The sequence below is a fragment of the Flavobacterium yafengii genome, from assembly GCF_030010375.1.
In the GTDB taxonomy this organism is placed as follows: Bacteria; Bacteroidota; Bacteroidia; order Flavobacteriales; family Flavobacteriaceae; genus Flavobacterium; species Flavobacterium yafengii.
In genome coordinates this window covers 1-21,135 of the sequence record NZ_JASCRY010000003.1, presented here as the reverse complement: position 1 = coordinate 21,135, position 21,135 = coordinate 1, and the positions used below count along the sequence as shown (strand labels likewise).

The 21,135-nt window shown below is 36.5% G+C and carries 14 protein-coding genes; all 14 read left to right on the top strand.

Going from position 1 to position 21,135, the window contains the following annotated elements; genetic code table 11:
* The first annotated feature begins 60 nt into the window (after window positions 1-60).
* Window positions 61-987 (top strand): catechol 1,2-dioxygenase, encoded by a 927-nt coding sequence (catA, locus tag QLS97_RS10405; protein WP_282716507.1) that lies wholly within the window; start codon window positions 61-63, stop codon window positions 985-987.
* A gap of 164 nt (window positions 988-1,151) precedes the next feature.
* Window positions 1,152-2,501, top strand: a complete 1,350-nt coding sequence (locus QLS97_RS10400; protein WP_282716506.1) for a Rieske 2Fe-2S domain-containing protein — start codon at window positions 1,152-1,154, stop codon at window positions 2,499-2,501.
* 1 nt (window position 2,502) lies between these two features.
* Complete coding sequence (gene benB / locus QLS97_RS10395; protein WP_091168616.1) at window positions 2,503-2,988, top strand: benzoate 1,2-dioxygenase small subunit; 486 nt, start codon at window positions 2,503-2,505, stop codon at window positions 2,986-2,988.
* Between the two features lie 10 nt (window positions 2,989-2,998).
* The gene (gene benC, locus QLS97_RS10390) at window positions 2,999-4,018 is read left to right on the top strand and encodes a benzoate 1,2-dioxygenase electron transfer component BenC (protein ID WP_282716504.1); all 1,020 of its coding nucleotides are present in this window, start codon (window positions 2,999-3,001) and stop codon (window positions 4,016-4,018) included.
* Window positions 4,019-4,034: 16 nt separating this feature from the next.
* Window positions 4,035-4,823 (top strand): benzoate diol dehydrogenase BenD, encoded by a 789-nt coding sequence (benD, locus tag QLS97_RS10385; protein ID WP_282716502.1) that lies wholly within the window; start codon window positions 4,035-4,037, stop codon window positions 4,821-4,823.
* A gap of 15 nt (window positions 4,824-4,838) precedes the next feature.
* Entirely contained in the window at window positions 4,839-5,618 is a 780-nt protein-coding gene (pcaD, locus tag QLS97_RS10380) for a 3-oxoadipate enol-lactonase (protein ID WP_282716501.1), read from the top strand.
* 3 nt (window positions 5,619-5,621) lie between these two features.
* Window positions 5,622-6,968: a 3-oxoacid CoA-transferase gene (locus QLS97_RS10375; protein ID WP_282716499.1), complete on the top strand. Its 1,347-nt coding sequence runs from the start codon at window positions 5,622-5,624 to the stop codon at window positions 6,966-6,968.
* A 63-nt stretch (window positions 6,969-7,031) separates the two neighbouring features.
* Window positions 7,032-7,550: an FUSC family protein gene (locus QLS97_RS10370; protein WP_282716498.1), complete on the top strand. Its 519-nt coding sequence runs from the start codon at window positions 7,032-7,034 to the stop codon at window positions 7,548-7,550.
* Between the two features lie 16 nt (window positions 7,551-7,566).
* Entirely contained in the window at window positions 7,567-8,775 is a 1,209-nt protein-coding gene (gene pcaF / locus QLS97_RS10365; protein WP_282716496.1) for a 3-oxoadipyl-CoA thiolase, read from the top strand.
* 35 nt (window positions 8,776-8,810) lie between these two features.
* Window positions 8,811-9,350 (top strand): TetR/AcrR family transcriptional regulator, encoded by a 540-nt coding sequence (locus QLS97_RS10360; protein WP_282716494.1) that lies wholly within the window; start codon window positions 8,811-8,813, stop codon window positions 9,348-9,350.
* 1,735 nt (window positions 9,351-11,085) lie between these two features.
* A complete protein-coding gene (locus QLS97_RS10350) occupies window positions 11,086-13,395 on the top strand; it encodes a PAS domain S-box protein (protein WP_282716492.1) in 2,310 nt (769 codons plus the stop codon).
* Window positions 13,396-13,481: 86 nt separating this feature from the next.
* Window positions 13,482-14,459, top strand: a complete 978-nt coding sequence (locus tag QLS97_RS10345; RefSeq protein WP_282716491.1) for a response regulator — start codon at window positions 13,482-13,484, stop codon at window positions 14,457-14,459.
* Between the two features lie 1,040 nt (window positions 14,460-15,499).
* Window positions 15,500-19,435: an ice-binding family protein gene (locus QLS97_RS10340; protein WP_282716489.1), complete on the top strand. Its 3,936-nt coding sequence runs from the start codon at window positions 15,500-15,502 to the stop codon at window positions 19,433-19,435.
* Window positions 19,436-19,487: 52 nt separating this feature from the next.
* A partial coding sequence (locus QLS97_RS10335; protein WP_282716488.1) for a hypothetical protein occupies window positions 19,488-21,135 on the top strand: 1,648 nt, incomplete at its 3' end.

Below are 21,135 nucleotides of genomic sequence, written 5' to 3'. Positions count from 1 at the left end.
AATTGTAACCCTTTTAAATAATCAAAAAAAAACTATAATAAATTTATAAAAATCAATATCATGACTAGAGCACAAATAGACGGATTACTTCAAAAAATTGAAAGTACTGAAAAAATAGAAGCTGGAAGCGAAAGAGCAAAAGCAATTTTAAACAGAATCCTTCGCGATTTGTTTTACACCATCGAAGATTTAGATATCCAACCGGACGAAGTTTGGACAGCAGTAAATTTCTTGACTCAAGCAGGTCAAAATGGAGAATATGGTTTAATCGCTGCAGGTTTAGGAATAGAGCATTTCTTAGACTTACGTATGGATGAAGAAGAAGCAAAAGCAGGAATGACAGGTGGAACGCCAAGAACGATTGAAGGACCACTTTATGTTGCCGGTGCGCCAAAATCAAAGTTTTTTGCACGTATAGACGATGGAACTGAAGTAGAAGAAGGCGAAGTTTTGTTTATGCAAGGAGCCGTTTTAGACGATAAAAACAATCCAATTCCAAATGCAATTGTAGAGGTTTGGCATGCGAATTTAAAAGGGAATTATTCTTATTTTGATCAGTCAATGAGTGATTTCAATTTACGTGGAACGATAGAAACGGATGAAAAAGGGAATTATCAGTTCCGTAGCATTCTTCCTTGTGGATATGCTGTACCTCCAGGAGGATCAACGGAAACACTTTTAAGTGCTATTGGTCGTCACGGAAATCGCCCGTCACACATTCATTTCTTCGTTTCGGCACCTGGTTTCAGAAAATTAACAACACAAATTAATTTTGAGGATGATCCTTATTTATGGGATGATTTCGCTTTTGCAACTCGTGAAGGTTTGGTTCCGGATCTTACCGTAATTACTGATGCGGAAAAAATTAAAGAAAAAGGATTAGACCAGCCTTTTTCCTCAATCGATTTCGACTTCACTTTGCACAAAGAAATTGAAGGAATTCACGATGCAGAAGTAGAGCGATTGAGAGCTGAAGCTGTAGCATAATAAAAAAAGAAACGGTCTATTGCCATTTTCCGAATCTTTTTTGGACTTGTAGAATCCCCGTGAGAAGGAACAAATCGTATTGATTTTTTGAGTCATTCTCATGGTGGTTTTACCCCAAAATAACTCCGGAGTGGGTAGGTTATGACTACTAAACAACAACACAAATGGAAAAATTAAATAAAGAATATGTAGAAAGCCTATTGGAACACAACGTTTCTGAAGGTCTTTATCGTCATAACAGAGAATCCTTTACCAATCCGGAGTTGTTCGAATTGGAAATGAAATATATTTTCGAAAACAATTGGGTGTATTTGGCTCATGAAAGTCAGATAACAGAATTGAATGATTATTTCACGACTCATATTGGCAGACAACCCATCTTTATCGCCCGCAACAAAGAAGGAGAATTGAATGCTTTTATTAATGCCTGCAGCCATAGAGGAGCGCAGCTTTGTCGCTATAAAAAAGGGAATAAATCAACGTATACATGTCCGTTTCACGGTTGGACTTTTAATAATTCAGGAAAATTATTAAAAGTAAAAGATGTTAAAGGCGCAGGATATCCGGAACAGTTCAACACAGAAGGTTCACATGATTTGAAAAAAGTAGCACGATTTGAATCGTACAAAGGATTTTTATTTGGCAGCCTAAATCCAGATTCTTCTTCATTGGAAGACTATCTCGGTGATACCAAAAAGATTATAGATCAAATGGTAGATCAGGCAGAATTTGGATTGGAAGTAGTACGAGGAGCTTCTTCGTACACTTACGATGCAAACTGGAAAATGCAAATGGAAAATGGTGCTGATGGCTACCATGTAAGCTCGGTGCATTGGAACTATGTGGCTACGATGGGAAACCGTAAAGAAGATGGTGTAAAAGCGGTAGACCCTAACGGATGGTCAAAAAGTATTGGCGGTGTTTATGGTTTTGAAAATGGTCACATGCTACTTTGGACCAAAATGCTGAATCCGGAAGTACGTCCTCTTTATAGTCAATTGGATCGATTGAATGCGGAACTTGGTGAAGAAAGAACCAATTTTATTGTCAACGAAACGCGCAACTTGGCTCTTTATCCAAATGTGTATTTGATGGATCAGTTTTCGACTCAAATTCGTGTGGTTAGACCAATTTCTGTGGATAAATCGGAAGTGACTATTTATTGCATGGCACCCAAAAATGAACCTGTGGCCGACCGTGCGTTGCGTATTCGCCAATACGAAGATTTCTTCAATGTGACCGGAATGGGAACTCCTGATGATTTGGAAGAATTCAGATCCTGTCAGGAAAGTTATTTGGCAAAAGCCATGCCTTGGAACGATGTCAGCCGTGGGGCGGAACATTGGGTTTATGGTCCGGACGAACATGCTACCGCTATGGGAATCAATCCAAAATTAAGCGGAATTAGAACCGAAGACGAAGGATTGTTCCTGATGCAGCACCAGTATTGGGCAGAAACCTTGGCAGCAGCTTTGGCAAAAGAGGAATTGATTAATCTAGAAAACAATTTGTAAGATGACTAATTACGATAAAATACAAGCATTTGTTTATCAGGAAGCGAGACATTTAGACGACAAACAATGGGATGAATGGCTTCAGTTATACGATGAAAAAGTAACGTTTTGGATGCCATCTTGGGACGACGAGGATAATCTAACGACAAATCACGAAACCGAAATTTCCTTGATTTATTATCCAAACAGAAATGGTTTGGAAGATCGTGTTTTTAGAATTAGAACCGAACGTTCGAGCGCTACTTTACCGGACACCAGAACAAGTCATAATTGCACCAATCTTGAAATTCTGGAAGAAAACAACGATGAAGTTAAAATACGTTTTAACTGGAATACATTAAGCTTTCGATACAATAAATTGGATCAGTTTTTTGGTGTTTCCTTTTACACTTTGAAAAAAGTGGGAGATTCATTTTTAATCACTAATAAAAAAGTCATCCTTAAGAACGATTACATTCGACAAGTGCTTGACATATATCATATTTAATACAAAAGTAATGGCAAAAATAGCATTAAACTTTGAGGACGGAGTAACCCGATTTATAGATAGTTTACCCAATGAAACGGTAGCAGAAACTGCGTATCGTGTTGGGATAAACATTCCGTTAGATTGCGCTGATGGCGCTTGTGGTACTTGTAAATGTAAAATGAGATCAGGAAATTTTGATGCGGGAGACTACATCGAAGAAGCCTTATCAGATGAAGAAGCAGCGGCAGGTTTTGCGCTTGCTTGTCAAGTGAGACCAAAATCAGACCTTGTGGTTGATATTTTGGTCAGTTCTGCTGCCTGTAAAGTTAAATCTACGGCTGTCGCTACTGAAATCAAGGAATTAAACAGATTATCTTCTGAAATCTACCAATTAAAATTGCGTGCTGCTGATGGGAGTTCTTTTCAATTTCTTCCGGGACAATATGTAAATATTGAGGTTCCGGGAACTTCACAAACCAGATCGTATTCGTACAGTTCACAACCTGATATAGCTGAAGGGGAGTTTTTAATCAAATTAGTTCCTGGAGGATTGATGAGTACGTATCTAAAAGAGGAGGCAACTGTAGGCGGGGAACTAAACATTGTAACTCCTTTGGGAAGTTTTTATTTAAGAGAGGCGCAACGTGATTTAATCTTTATTGCTGGCGGTACAGGTATTGCACCTTTTATGGCAATGCTTGAAAAGCTAAAAGTAGAAAAAAATACTACTCCTATTCATTTGTTTTACGGAGCTACGACAGGGGAGAATGTAGTGGAATTGGAACGTTTGAAAGCGTTTAGTGAAATTATGCCATTGCAACTATTCACTTGTACCTCTGATGAACAAGCGGAAGGTCATGATAAAGGATTCGTTACCCAATGGATTAATAAAGAGCTTCTGGGCGATAAAGCCTATGATATTTATATCTGTGGACCAAATGCGATGGTAGAAGCGGTAAAAACAACGCTTGACAAAGAGGCAATTCAACATGTTAATTTTTACATGGAAAAATTTGTTCCAACGGGTCAGGAAAATGTACAATTATAATTTTTAAACAGTAAAAATGCTTCACCCCAATAGATTTTCAGGAAAAGTGGCGCTTGTTACCGGTGCCGCGCAAGGAATAGGAAAAACGGTTGCATTGCAACTTTTAGCCGAAGGTGGTTCGGTTGTATTAATTGATCGTTCTCCAATAGTAAATGAAATAGCTTCACAATTGAGTGAAGACCAAAAAAATAAAGCACTTCCTGTTATAGCTGATTTGGAACAATTTTCAGGCTTTCAGTCGGTAGTGGAACAAGCTGTTGCAAAGTTTGGAAGAATAGATATTTTGATTAACAACGTGGGAGGAACAATCTGGATGAAACCTTTTGCAACCTATGAAGAAGATCAAATAGAAAAAGAAATTCGACGTTCCCTTTTTCCAACTTTATGGGGCTGTCGTGCAGTTCTTCCGGTGATGTTGGATCAAAAAGGAGGTGTAATCGTGAATGTTTCTTCGGTTGCTACCAGAGGAATTAATCGTGTTCCTTATGCTGCTGCAAAAGGAGGAGTCAATGCCCTCACGGCTGCTATGGCTTTCGAATATGCTGAAAAAAACATTCGTGTGAATGCGGTTGCGCCAGGTGGAACCGAAGCTCCGGAACGCTTGATTCCGCGTAATGAAACTCCAGATTCTGAACAGGAAAAAATATGGAGACAAGAAGTGGCTGATCAAACCACCGAATCGAGTTTAATGAAACGCTACGGAACCATTGAAGAACAAACTTCGGCGATACTTTTTCTAGCATCTGATGAAGCGTCTTATATCACAGGAATAACAATTCCCGTTGCTGGCGGTGATTTGGGTTAATATAAAAATGAAATAATGTCAAAAATAAAAATGCAGCATACAACATTGAATTATGTGTTTGATGATTTCAAGAAGGAGCAAACTATTGTTTTTTCTAATTCACTAGGAACTGATTTGACGATGTGGGATAAACAAATAGAGTTGCTTGGTACAGAATTTAATATTCTGCGGTACGATACTCGCGGTCATGGAAAAAGCGAAGCTACCGAAGGAGAATATTCTATTGAAATGCTAGGGAATGATGTTTTGGATTTATTGGATCATTTAAAAATCGAAAAAGTAAATTTCTGCGGATTGTCTATTGGCGGATTGACCGGACAATGGTTGGGAATTCATGCGCCGGAACGGTTGAACAAACTGATACTTTGTAATACTGCCGTAAAAATTGGAAACAAAGAAGGCTGGAATACCCGAATTGAAACGGTTCAAAAAAATGGTTTGGACAGTATCGTTTCAGGAACGCAGGAACGCTGGTTTACATCTGAATACCTTACCGAAAATAAAACGGAAGTTGATTCGGTTTTAGCAAAGTTTGTGCAAACGCCGGTAGCAGGATATAGTTCTTGTTGTGCTGCCGTTCGGGATGCTGATTTTACAGATGAAGTTTCCAAAATTTCAGCGCCAACCTTAATTATTTCCGGTACAGAGGATTTGGTGACAACCGTAAAAGATGGTGATTTTCTAATGGAAAAAATTCCAAATTCTATTTTGGCCGCTTTAAAAACGGCCCATATTTCAAATATTGAAAAGGCTGATGATTTTACAAGACTACTTATTGAATTTATTAAAAATTAAATTATGAAAACAGTTCCACAAATAACAACCGAACAAGCCGCAGCCATGGTCAAAGATGGTGATACCTTATTGCAAGGAGGTTTTGGGATGACGGGAAATCCAGTCCATTTAATGGATGCTTTATCGAAAACCGAAACTAAAAACATCACTTTTATTGGAAACAATGTAGGCGAAGCGGGAATTGGGGGCGGACGTTTGTTACGAAACGGACAATTGAAAAAAATGATTGGTTCTTTTTTTACCAGTAATCCCGAAGCGGTGAAAGCGGCTCAGGATGGAATTGTGGAATATGAATTGATACCGCAAGGAACTTTGGCGGAAGCCTTAAGAGCCGGAGGAGCAGGAATAGGAGGCTTTTATACGCCAACTGCAGCCGGAACGCCTATTGCAGAAGGGAAAGAGACTAAAATAATTGATGGTCTTGAACAGGTTTTTGTGAAAGGAATTCGTGGAAACGTAGCTTTTATCAGAGCCTGGAAAGCGGATACGGCAGGAAATTTAATCTATCGTATGACAGAGCAAAATTTCAATCGTGCTATGGCAACAGCAGCTGATTTAGTTATCGCTGAAGTAGAAGAAATAGTACCGGAAGGCACTTTAGATCCTAATTACATTCACACACCAGGATGTTACATTGATTACTTGGTTCAGGCAACACTTACTTTGGAAGATTTGGGTTCGTCGGCATCGGTGAGCAAAGGGAAAAAAGTGAGCGAGGACCGTCTGAATATGGCCAAACGCGCATTACAGGAATTGAAAAAAGGAGATGTAGTCAATTTGGGAATCGGAATTCCAACTTTAGTTGCCGATTTAATTACACCAAAACACGGTGTTATTTTACATACTGAAAACGGAATGCTAGGCGTTGGTCCAGAACCTGTAGATGGAGGAGGAGCAATGAATTATCCGGTTAATGCGGGAAAAATACCAGTTACGGCAGTACCGGGAAGCAGTTATTTTGATAGTGCTGAATCCTTTGCCATGATTCGTGGAAAGCATGTTGATATTGCGGTAATGGGCGGTTTAGAAGTGGATGAGCATGCCAATCTGGCGAATTGGGCTGTGCCGGGTCAACCTTTATTGGGTGTTGGCGGAGCAATGGATTTGGCTTCGGGTGCCAAAACGCTGATTATTACAATGAATCATAATAATAGAGACGGAAGTTCTAAAATAGTACCCACTTGCATTTTGCCTTTGACTACTTTAGGGGCTGTTGATATGGTGATTACGGAACTGGCTGTTTTCAAATATATTAATGGAAAATTGACTTTAATAGAATTAATGCCGGGAGCAACTTTAGAAGAAGTGCGAGAAAAAACGGAAGCAAAATTCGTAGAACAATTAGCATAAAAACAAGGATAGAATAGAATTACCTTTAAGTTTTTCAATTCTAATGCATCTAATACTAATCGAATGGTGAACAAATTAATACGATACAGTATTGGATCTGATTTAATTATTTATGGGTTCAAATGCATTATTGGTTTTCTAATTGGCTATCAATTGTATTTGGGTTTCCCCGAATATGAACTGTATTGGACGATGCTTTCTATTATTTTGGTTATTTCGCCCGAGGCAAAAGATGCGCGTCGTTTATCGATTGAACGGTTTAAATCGAACCTAATTGGCTCCGGAATAGGGTTATTTTGTTTTTTTATTCATGCGCCAAATGTCTATATGCTATTGTTGGGTATTGTTCTTTCCATTGCCACTTGTTATTTATTTAATTTGATGAATGTGGCGCGAACCGCAATTGTAGCGCTCATCATTGTATTGATTCATGAACAGACGCAAATGTCATGGATAGGAGCGGTAGAACGTTTTATATCAGTGACTACCGGATGTTTCATTGGATTATCGATTACCATTATTACATCGGCGGTAATTAATTATTGGAGAAAAAAAGCAGACCTTCCACAAGAAGAATTATAATTTAAAAGAAATAAAAATGAATACAGAAGCGTATATAATTGATGGAATCAGAACGCCAATAGGAAGTTTTGGCGGAACACTTTCTGGGGTCAGAGCAGATGATTTAGCAGCAATTGTTATTAAGGAATTAGTAAATAGAAATCCAAATATTCCACCCGCTGCGATTGATGATGTCATCTTAGGCTGTCACAATCAAGCTGGAGAAGACAATCGTAACGTGGCTCGAATGGCGTCATTGCTGGCGGGACTTCCGGTTACAGTTCCCGGAGAAACGGTTAATAGATTGTGTGCTTCAGGAATGTCTGCAATTATTGGAGCATCACGAGCAATTAAAGCTGGAGATGGCGATATTTTTATTGCCGGTGGAGTAGAACACATGACTCACGGTCCATTGGTGATTTCAAAAGCATCAAAAGCCTATGGAACGGATTCTAAAATGGAGGATTCCAGTTTTGGATGGCGTTTTGTAAACCCAAAAATGAAACAAATGTACGGTGTGGATCCTATGGGAATTACTGCTGAAAATTTAGTGGATTTGTATGATATCAGTCGGGAAGACCAAGATTTTTTCGCTTATAATTCACAAATGAAAGCGGCAAAAGCGCAAGAAAATGGAGTATTGGCGCAAGAAATTATTCCTGTTAGCATTCCGCAGCGAAAAGGCGAACCAATTGTTTTTTCTGAAGATGAATTCGTCAGAGCCAGTACAACAGTTGAAACATTGGCTAAATTAAAACCGGCTTTCAAAGCAGATGGAACGGTAACTGCAGGAAATGCTTCGGGATTGAATGACGGTGCTGCAGCTACTTTTATTGCATCAGGCGATGCCGTAAAAAAGTACAATTTAAAACCGTTAGCCCGAATCGTAAGTTCGGCAGTTGTTGGGGTTGAACCTCGAATTATGGGAATTGGACCCGTTACGGCAACGCAACAAGCTTTGGCGAAAGCCGGATTAACATTGAATGATATCGACATTATTGAATTGAACGAAGCCTTCGCAGCCCAGAGTTTGGCCTGTACAAGAGCTTTAGGTCTTCAAGACAATGACGCCAGAGTTAACGTAAATGGAGGAGCAATTGCCTTGGGACATCCACTGGGAATGTCAGGAACCAGAATTATATACAGCGCTGCTTTATCCTTGCAACGTTTAGAAAAACGATATGCTTTGGCAACCATGTGTATTGGTGTTGGGCAAGGGTATGCCGTAATCATTGAAAGAGTTTAAATTATAAAAATGCTCGCACTTTAATTAATTTCCAGATGAGCAAAAAAAAGGATATACTTGACGCTGCTCTCAAACTGTTTACAGAAAATGGAGAGCGAGCCACTTCTACAAAATCGATTGCTTCTGAGGCGGAAACTTCAGAAGCATTGATTTTTAGACATTTTGGTACGAAAGAAAAATTATTGGAGGAGATTATCAAACATGGTTATCAAGGGGCAGCAAAAATAATTTCCAATTATTTGAATGACGAAAGCGGATTGCAATATATTTTAAAAATCGTTGAGGTTCCCCAAATTTTAGTAGATTCGCATCCCGATTTTTGGAAAATGCAACATAAAATCATTGCGTTAAATTCTCTTTCTCAAAGATACCACGACATTTTTATGAAGCCTTGTTATGAAAAACTAACAGTAGCTTTTTCAAAATTGAATTATGAAAATCCAACTTTGGAAGCTGAATTGTTACTGATTTATATCGATGGAATGTGGAAACATTTTGCCTCGCAACAATTGGATTCCAAAACCGAAAGTGCCTTGACAAAATTACTACAACAGAAATATAAAGATGTGAATTAAAGGATTGAAAAAGAGAAAACTACTTGGTGCAAAATGCGAACCTTTCATCGCCGACCAAAAATTATAAACCTCCAAAGTCATTTGATTTTAGAGGTTTTTTGGTTCTAAAAATGGGGTATTATAATGTAAAATCTCTAAATAGCTCTATTTACTAGTAATAAGCGATTTAAGTCGCGCAAGTTTTTTTATAACAATTGTTAGAATAATTTTAACTCTCGTCAATGAAATCAGTAAAGACATTAATGCATTAAGTCATCATTAACTTTTCTTCAAAGCCTCGATTAATTCTACCAAATCAACTACATCATAAGTAGATGAATAGTCTGATACGGCATAAGGCAATATGAGGCTGTCGTTGTGAATAATCGAACCGCATGAATATACTACGTTAGGTACATAACCTTTACGTTCATCTTCCAGAGGGGAGGGAAAGGGCTCTTAAGGTCTTCCAATTTCCTTTGAAGGATTATCAAGATCAAACAGTGAAGCACCTATACAATATCGTCTCGTGGCACCTACACCATGAGTAATAACCAACCAGCCTTCTTCGGTCCGAAGTGGCGATCCATAGTTTCCAATTTGTGTAAATTCCCACGTATAACTAGAATCTTGGAGGATAACGGGATTATTCTTCCAAACTAATATTAAACCAATTGATATATCTCCTTAATACGATGTTTTCAATTAGACTCTTCTATTTTTTGCACAATCCAAAACAGTCTTATTACTCACTATTGGTTTCTTTTTGCTAAATCGTATAGCTTCAATTTAGCTTCGGTGATTCCTTTACCACTAGTCGGTTCTTCTTTATGACAGATCTAACTGTAAGCATCAGAACCATTATAGTCTGTATGTCCTTCAATAAGTCTAAAAACAGGTCGAATTGACTACCAATTTCCAGTTCAAATTAACGATCTCCATTTTTTATTTAAAACTACTTTCGGTATTTTTAGATGATTTAAAGAAATTAGTAATGTCGAATTTAATATAAATTTTTTGGAGGACATTATTTAACCATATACTAATTCTTTATGTAAAATATTATCGGATTTAACCATCCTTTTAATTAAATTATTGAAGATAATATTAACACCTTTCTAGCTTGCTCTTTAGTATGCAATAGATTAGAGAGCTAGTTTTTAACGATGATTTTTGTTCCTATTTCTGTTTCGTTAATTGTAACTAGTTTAACAATGAAAATCCCATCGTTTAGATTTGATGTGGAGAACATAGAAGTTGAACCAACTTTTATTCTCATCTTTAAATTAGATATAGATAATTGAAATTACTAATACTTAGCACCTATTTTTCAAACTCATAAAGCAAAATTATTTTTTAAATTATTTTAAATAAATAACACTAATTTTTTTTTAATAAAAAAGTGAAATTAATTAATTTTTCGTAATTTCACGAAGAGCAAAACACGCACTTAATCTGACATAAGACTCTTTTAAACAGATTGTTTTTTTTATTCGACTGAACTCATATTTTTTAACATATGTTTACCAAAATCAAAATCAAAAATTAATGCGCAAAAAACACTCCTGATTGTAAAAAGGATCATACAAATAATCGCTCGTCAGCCCAAAGTGGCATGTTTTGCATAAAAACAAATAGCCATCCATTTTAATTAAAATATTAAATTCAGAAAGAGAAAATAAAAGACCATAAAATTTAATATTCTAAAGCAAGGAGCTACGGAAATACTAACAAAATAGGATACCTAAAACGAGCTATGGTCGAATCCAAACCCCAGAATTTGATCGAGGAATTAAAAGCCCGTAATATTGAGCTTACAATACAAAATCAAGAGTTACAATTAGCAAAAGATAAAGCAGAAATAGCTGCTCAAAAGCTAAATTTATTGTGTGATCTTTCCCTGGTAGGGTATTTTATTATTGATTGCAGAGGCAAAATAGTAAAATTCAATAACAGCGGTTTAGCTCTTTTGGGTAAAACAGGTGATGACTTACTCAATTTCACTTTCAGTCAATTTATTACTAAAAAAAACCTTCCTAATTTCAATACCTTTTTACTAAAAGTAAAAGAAACTAATGTCGAAAATTTTTGCGTTACTGAGCTAACTATAAATCAAGAAAAACAGGTATTAGTTTACTTAACTGTTAGGTTTTTAGAAAAGGAGCAACAATACCTTATAGCTGCTCTTGATAGAACCGAAAAAAAGCTTCTAAAAAATATTTTACCGGAAAAGGAGTCTATTTTTAAAGAAATTCAAAGAATTGGAAACATTGGCTCCTTTCAATTTAATATATCTACTAATTTTTTAGAATTTTCTCAAGAATTACGATTTATTCTTGGATTTCACGATAGCATACCTTTAAATATTATAGAAAAATGGTTAGATATTATTCATCCTCAGGACAGAGAAATGATGGAGCTGTATTTACAAGAATGTATTCTAAATCAAAACTTGTTTCGCAAGGAATACAGAATTATTCGTAAGAATGACGGTGAGATTCGATGGGTAGATGGATGGGGAGAAATTATTTTTGATGACGAAGCTAATGAACTTTCCATGATTGGAGTAATCCAAGACATCACTGATCGCAAATTAGCTGTGGAAAAAGTACAAAATGCTGAAACACGTTCGCACCGAATATTTGAATCATCCAAAGAAGGAATTTTAATTCTTGATGCGATCACAGGTCAGATTACTGATGCAAATCCTTTTCTGATTGATTTGATTGGATTTAATTACGATGAGTTGGTAGGAAAAGAACTTTGGGAAATTGGAGTTTTTAAAAATATTGCGGCTTCTAAGGAGGCTTTTATAGAATTACAAAACAAAGAATACATTCGATTTGAAGATATGCCATTGGAAACAAAAGCAGGATATTCAATCGATGTTGAGTTTGTAAGTAACGTATACATTGTAGATGAAAACAAAGTTATTCTATGCCACATCCGAGATATTTCCGATCGTAAGAAAGTAGATCTTGCATTAAAAGAAAGGAGTCAGCTGTATTTTGCCATGTTCGAAAAAAATCAGACTCCTCAACTCCTGATAGATCCAATGAGCGGTAACATCATCGATGTTAATTCGGCCGCCGCACAATTTTATGGTTATTCCTTAGAAGAATTTAAACTAATGACCCTATCAGATATTAGTACTTTTCCATCAGAACAAATATTGGAAGAGATGAAAAAATTCACGATCACTGGGCCATCCTATTTCCAATTTATTCATAAGCTAGCTTCTGGTAAAACTTGCGATATTGAAATGTATACTAGTCCACTGTCCATTAGTGGACAAGCCTTATTAATCTCTACAATAAACGACATCTCAAAAAGGAAACTTGAAGAAGAACGACTGGTCCAATTAAATAACAAACTGAAAGAAGTCAATGTCTTAAAGTCTCAATTTATATCCACCGTTTCCCATGAATTCAGAACCCCTTTAGCAGGAATTCTTTCCAGTGTTCAATTATTGCAAATATACAATGATACTTGGGACAAGGAAAAAAAAGAAAAACTGTTTAAACAGATATTTGATGCTGTACAACATACCACAGCATTACTCGACGATGTTTCTCTGATTGATGAAGAGCAAACTAGCAAATCTTTTTTTAGACCTACAAATATTCAACTTCTTCCCCTCATAAATGAGATTATTGAAGAAAACATATGCGTATCGGAAACCAATCAAAAAGTAATACTGAAATCGAACTTAGATATTAAAAACTATTATATGGATTCAATTATGATTCGTCACATTTTTAATAATATCATCTCTAACGCCATAAAATACAGTAGTAAAAATATTACCATCGATTTAAATGAAATAGACAATAAAAAAATAGAATTCATAATCAAGGATCGAGGAATAGGAATACCTGATGATGAAATAAAGTATTTATTAGACCCTTTTTACCGTGCTTCTAACAGAGGAGCTGTGCAAGGAACTGGTTTTGGTTTGTCTATTGTAAAAAGATTCGTTGATCTTCATAAAGGCCAAATGTTAATTGAATCAGTTGTAGATAAAGGAACTGCAGTAACTATTACATTACCATACTTACAGCAGTAAAATGTTTAATTTAATCTAAAAGAACAGACACCGACTCCGTTTCTTTCAATCAATAATAAAATACTGATCATTCTAATTTTTTTTAAATGAAAAAGATTCTTATAATAGAAGACGATACTGTCTTAAGAGAAAATACAGCTGAATTTATTAAAGGACAAAACTTCGAAGTCTTTATTGCCGAGGATGGACTTGTGGGAATCCAACAAACTTTAAAGCATTTACCAGACCTTATCCTTTGCGACATATCTATGCCTAATATGAATGGATATGATTTTTATAAAACAATAAAGCAGATTAAGGCCACTTCAACTATTCCTTTAGTGTTTTTTTCAGCTCGAACTGAAAATGAAGATGTTAGAGCAGGAATGCAATTAGGTGCGGATGATTATATCACAAAACCTTTCAGTCTTTATGAGTTATTGAGAGTTATCAATACACGTCTCGCTAAATATGATACGCTTGAACAAATTCATGACGAAAAATTTCATACTATTATAAACCATCCAAAAATAGGTATTTATATTTATCAAAATGGCAAATTTCTATTTTATAATACCTCATTAGCAAACATTTTCGGTTATGACTATGATGATTTTTCTTCAATAAATTTTGAGGAACTCCTCAATGACAAATATAGTAATAAAACAAAAATTTTAAACGATTTTGATCGTTGTTTAAAAGATTCGGAAAGTTCTATATCTCTGAAATTTGAAGCTATCCATAAAACTTCAGATACAGTATTTGTTGAATTATTTGGATCTGTAATTACATATAAAGGCCGCCCAAGTATTGTAGGCAATATCACTAAATTATATCCTGAAAATCCAGCTCCATTTATATTTAAACACACAAAAGAAATTCCCGCCAAACTAACTAATCGCGAACTTGAAGTGCTAGAATTGATTTGTAAAGGTAAATCTACTTTGGAAACATCTCAAACCCTTTGTCTGGGGCAACGAACTATTGAAACATACAGGGCCAGTCTTTTGGAAAAAACAGACAGCAAAAACATTGCTGAACTTATCATGTATGCTATCCGTTATAGATTGATAATAATAGAATAACAAATAGGTTTTAAACCCTATTTAACTTATTTGACTATTAACTGAATAGATTTTAATGAAAATTTCCATTCCAATTCTCAAGCATACTCACTTGATTTCTGTTCAATTTGTCTTTATAAAAATAGGCTGAATTGAAAAAAATAAATATTCCACCTACTTTTAAAACTAATCAATACTGCCTCCAAATACCAATCATAACAGACTTCAAGTTTGGCTACCCACTGATATTTACCTCAAAACAGCTACGTATTTATACTAGTTTTTACTTTTATCAGAAAAAGGCGTATATCTACTGAGCCATTTAGTCTAATAAAAGCGGCACTTAATCTGATAACTAAATAATTACTCATAAGGATTTACAATTAAATGTTAAGGTTGTACAAGTCTTATCGGTAATATAAAACATTTAGATATTAAAAACCCTGCCCCGTCTAAACTTTAAAGACACAATAGATTATCACCCCAAACTTAGCAATCACCAACTCACAGTACTGGAATTCATGTGCAAATGCAATCCTATTTTAGAAACATCTAAAACCCTTTTCCTAGAGCAGCGAAAATATTGATAAACTTATGGAGTATCCTGTGTGTAATACATTGATAGTCAAATAATAAAAACTATAATTTAAACTCTACGCAATTCATTTGATTATTAATTGAATAGCTCTTGATACAAATTATTGCGACAATCCTCTAGTATATTCTCTTGGTTCTTGTCCAATTTGTTTTTAACAAAAACAGGCTAAATTGGAAAAAAACAAACAGGCCTCCTACTTTTAAAACTACTTAGTTAGCCTCTAAATGCCAATAATGATAGACCTGAAATTTGGTACCTAATACTATTTACAACAACACCTCTCCGTATTTTTACCGATTGTTGTTTTTGTTTTAAAAATAAAAGGGTATATCTACTGACCCTCTTGGTTTTTATAAAGGGGTAATTTGCATGATAACTACATCATTACATAATTTATTATTAATTACAGCCCATTAGTTGCAATTAGTTTTTTGTTATGATGTTCTCAATTAAATTATTTATTATGAAAAAACATTTACTCTTCAGTATAATAACCATTTCGCTATTGCTTTTCTCAAATACAAGTTTTAGTCAAACAGTTAATTTAGGAATACTTGAATCTTTTGAAGGTTATACCGGAGCGGGGGCTGTTACAAATGGAGCGGGAGCCACTTGGACAGGTGATGTTGGTACAAATATGGGAATAATTAGCGGTTTTGGTGCGCCACCATTTTTTAATGGTAATACATACAATGCCAATGCTGTAACAGCTCAGTGCAGATTCGATTTATTTAGGCTGTATATTCATCTTAACGATCTTTTTGTGGACTATCCAGCCACCCATGCTCCTGCTTTTGGAGGTGGCGAAACGCTTACACCTGGAGTTTATTCCGTACCTGGTGCGGGATCTATAGGGGCAGCTCTTACTCTTGATGGAGGAGGGAATCCTAATGCCTTTTTTGTAATTAAATTTTATGGTGCAATGACAGTAGGAGCTGGTGCAACTATTAATTTAATTAATGGAACAAAATCTAGTAATGTTTTTTTTATTGCTGATGGAGCTATTTCTGTTGCGGCAAGTGCTAACCTAAAAGGAACCTTATTTTCAAAGTTAGGAGCTGTTGGTCTTGGTGCTAATGCTGTTCTTGAAGGAAGAATGCTTACCTTAGAAGGAGCACTAGTTACTGGAGTTGGTGCTACCGTAAGTCCGCCTCCTGATGCTTGTACAATTCCAATATTCTGTGAAGATAACTGTAGTGCGGCTCCTGCTGTTGATGTTTTGGGAGTTCTCTCAAATTATGCCCTTTATACTAATTTAGGTGCTGTGCCAAATACTGGCACATCTGGTATTGATGGCAATATTGGTACAAATGCTGGCTCTGTAAGTGGTTTTGAGTCTTCAGTTGTTATTGGGGATATTCATACTGCTGATGCTAGTACAGCACAAGCGAATACAGATTTAGATAACGCTTATAATTCGCTTATGGCTCTCCCAAATACAGTGCCTTCGGATGTGGGTGTTTTTCCTGTAGTACTTCTTGCACACGCGGCAGCTTTTGGAAGTGTTGCTCCAGGCGGGGAAACAATAAATGCTGGGGTTTATTTCATAAACGGTGCTGGATCTTTAGGAGGTACTCTCGTCTTAGACGGTCAAAATAATCCCAATGCAATATTTGTTTTTAAGTTTGCTGGGGCATTTTCAGTAGCAGCACAAGCAAAAATGATTTTAATTAATGGAGCACGTCGATGTAATGTTTTTTTTATTGGAGGAGCCGGAGTTGCTACTGGTGCTATTAGTATAGGTGCAGGTGCTGTTTTAAAAGGAACATTTCTTGCACATGGTGGAGCTTGTGGCTCAGGAGCTTCTGTGTTTCTCGCCGGCCGACAACTTTCTACAGGCGGAGCAGTTGTTACTTATTCAGGCATAATTTATAATAATCCAGTATGTGTAACTTCTAAATCTTTAAACGCACCAACATTGCCAGTAATAGCAGCATTAACAGATAGTCCAAGTGTATTACCAGGAACCAACACACCAAGTGTAATTGGGAATGATACCTTAAATGGAGCACAAGCAGTAATCGGAACTTCTCCAGGACAGGTAACTTTGACTTCTACACCAAACGGACCATTAACAATGAATGCTGATGGAACAATCACTGTTGCATCAAACACCCCAGTAGGAAGTTATCCAATAACATATACCATCTGTGAGGTTTCAAATCCAACAAATTGTAGTACAGTAACAAGTAATGTAACGGTAACTGCACCAGTAATAGCAGCAGTAACAGATAGTCCAAGTGTATTACCAGGTACAAACACACCAAGTGTAATTGGGAATGATACCTTAAATGGAGTACAAGCAGTAATCGGAACTGCCCCAGGACAGGTAACTTTGACATCTACACCAAACGGACCATTAACGATGAATGCTGATGGAACAATCACTGTTGCATCAAACACACCGGCAGGAATTTATCCAATAACATATACGATCTGTGAGGTTTCAAATCCAACAAATTGTAGTACAGTAACAAGTAATGTAACGGTAACTGCACCAGTAATAGCAGCATTAACAGATAGTCCAAGTGTATTACCAGGAACCAACACACCAAGTGTAATTGGGAATGATACCTTAAATGGAGCACAAGCAGTAATTGGAACTGCCCCAGAACAAGTAACTTTAACTTCTACACCAAACGGACCATTAACAATGAATGCTGATGGAACGATCACTGTTGCATCAAACACCCCAGTAGGAAGTTATCCAATAACATATACGATCTGTGAGGTTTCAAATCCAACAAATTGTAGTACAGTAACAAGTAATGTAACGGTAACTGCACCAGTAATAGCAGCATTAACAGATAGTCCAAGTGTATTACCAGGAACCAACACACCAAGTGTAATTGGGAATGACACCTTAAATGGAGCACAAGCAGTAATCGGAACTGCTCCAGGACAAGTAACTTTAACTTCTACACCAAACGGACCATTAACAATGAATGCTGATGGAACAATCACTGTTTCATCAAACACACCAGTAGGAAGTTATCCAATAACATATACGATCTGTGAGGTTTCAAATCCAACAAATTGTAGTACAGTAACAAGTAATGTAACTGTAATTGCACCAGGAATAGATGCATTAACAGATAGTCCAAGTGTATTACCAGGAACCAATACACCAAGTGTAATTGGGAATGACACCTTAAATGGAGCACAAGCAGTAATCGGAACTTCTCCAGGACAAGTAACTTTGACTTCTACACCAAACGGACCATTAACAATGAATGCTGATGGAACGATCACTGTTGCATTAAACACACCAGTAGGAAGTTATCCAATAACATATACGATCTGTGAGGTATCAAATCCAACAAATTGTAGTACAGTAACAAGTAATGTAACGGTAACTGCACCAGTAATTGCAGCAGTAACAGAAACTACTGCTGCAATTAACGGAAACACAGGAGGTTCAACACCGGCTTTAACAACTAATGACACTTTAAATGGTAATCTAGTGACCATCGGAACTGCTCCAGGAAATGTAACGATGACAACAGGAACACTTCCAGCAGGTATCACAGTAGATACAGCAACTGGAATTGTAACAGTAGCCGCTAACACAGCAGCAGGAAGCCATCCAATTACGTATACAATTTGTGAGGTAAACAATTCAACTAATTGTAGTACAGTAAGTTCGAATATTGTAGTGAGTTCAGCGACAATTATAGTTGCCAATCAAGATACAGGAGGTCCTATTAATGGAACGACAGGAGGAACTAACGTAGTTAATGTATTAACAAATGATACTGTAAATGGTTCAGCTGTTAGTCTAAATCAAATTAATTTGACAACTGTTACTCCTAACGGTAATTTGACATTAAATGCTGATGGTTCTATAGATGTAGTTCCAAATACTCCATCAGGAACTTATACCTTGACTTACCAAATTTGTGAAAAATCAAATCCAACTAATTGTAACCAAGCAGAAGTTTCAATAGAAGTTGTCAAAGAATTACCAGACTTTACTACAACAATAGATATCGATGCTTTAGTCTTCGTATCTGCAGGTGATAAAAAAGATTTTGTTGTAAACATATCTGAAATCAAAGGTGCACCATCAGACGGACAAGTAGTTGTTAAAATCGTAAAACAATCTGCATTCCTAATTACTTATGGAGCCGCTACTAACACTTCTAATGTGAATGGTGGTGTTTCAGTTAATAATAATGATTGGGAAATAACTGAAAATGTATCATTAATAACAATGGCATTAAAAACAGGTGTTATAATTGGAACAAATACATTTTCAGCTATTGGTTTTACTATAGAGCGTAAATCAGGTGTGCCAGCTCAAACTTCGCAACCAATTACAGTTACAATTGTAAATGGATCAGGATTAGATAGTCAGAATTATAACAACACCTATAACACTGTTGTTAAAGCTCAATAATTATGATTATAGTTAATCACGTAAAAAAATGTTATCGCTAAACAATAAGAATATGAATACTCTATATAAATTAATATTATTGTTTTTTACTGTATTTATGTTTATCCCAAAAGGATATTCACAAAACAACGCAGATCCTGGGATTGGAATTTTAATGAGTCCCGCAAGTGTGACGCAGGGTTCTACAGGAATTTTGAGTGCCACTGTTGGTAATTATGGGAACGGAACTATAGTTAAAAATTCATTACGAGTTACTATTAGTGTTGGTGCCAATGCTGAAATCATAGGGATTGCTTCAGGAAGCGATACCCGTTGGAATCAATTGAGTTTAACAACTGGTTCTGCAAACACAATAAAATTAACAAATTCAGGTGGTGAATTTAATTCATTTGATATTTCAGATATTTTACTTACTGTAAGAGGTAATGTGGTGAGTGGTGTGAATGGAATTGTAGGAAACATTGTATATATTACAACTTACAATCCTTTATTATGCGGAGGTTGTTCTTCACCTCCACTAAATGTTTCCCAAGGAAATGCGAGCAATTCAAATGATAATTCAGAAACAAGTTTGGCTGTATCCTGCTATAAACCTACAGAACCAGCGAAAGTGAACTGTTGGGATTCGTATACTTTCAACACAACAACATGTGCTTGGGTGAATAATGGTACAGCGAAACCTGCAGAACCAGCTAAAGTAAACTGTTGGGACACGTATACTTTCAACACAACAACATGTGCATGGGTGAATAATGATACAGCACAACCTGCAGAACCAGCGAAAGTAAACTGTTGGGACACGTATACTTTCAACACAACAACATGTGCTTGGGTGAATAATGGTACAGCGAAACCTGCAGAACCAGCAAAAGTAAACTGTTGGGACACGTATACTTTCAACACAACAACATGTGCATGGGTGAATAATGGTACAGCACAACCTACAGAACCAGCGAAAGTGAACTGTTGGGATTCGTATACTTTCAACACAACAACATGTGCTTGGGTGAATAACAATACGCCAAAACCTGCAGAACCAGCTAAAGTAAACTGTTGGGACACGTATACTTTCAACACAACAACATGTGCATGGGTGAATAATGATACAGCACAACCTGCAGAACCAGCGAAAGTAAACTGTTGGGACACGTATACTTTCAACACAACAACATGTGCTTGGGTGAATAATGGTACAGCGAAACCTGCAGAACCAGCAAAAGTAAACTGTTGGGACACGTATACTTTCAACACAGCAACATGTGCTTGGGTGAATAATGATACAGCACAACCTGCAGAACCAGCGAAAGTAAACTGTTGGGATTCGTATACTTTCAACACAGCAACATGTGCTTGGGTGAATAATGGTACAGCGAAACCTACGGAACCAGCGAAAGTGAACTGTTGGGATTCGTATACTTTCAACACAACAACATGTGCTTGGGTGAATAACAATACGCCAAAACCTACAGAACCAGCGAAAGTAAACTGTTGGGACACGTATACTTTCAACACAACAACATGTGCATGGGTGAATAATGATACAGCACAACCTACAGAACCAGCGAAAGTAAACTGTTGGGACACGTATACTTTCAACACAACAACATGTGCTTGGGTGAATAATGGTACAGCGAAACCTGCAGAACCAGCAAAAGTAAACTGTTGGGACACGTATACTTTCAACACAACAACATGTGCTT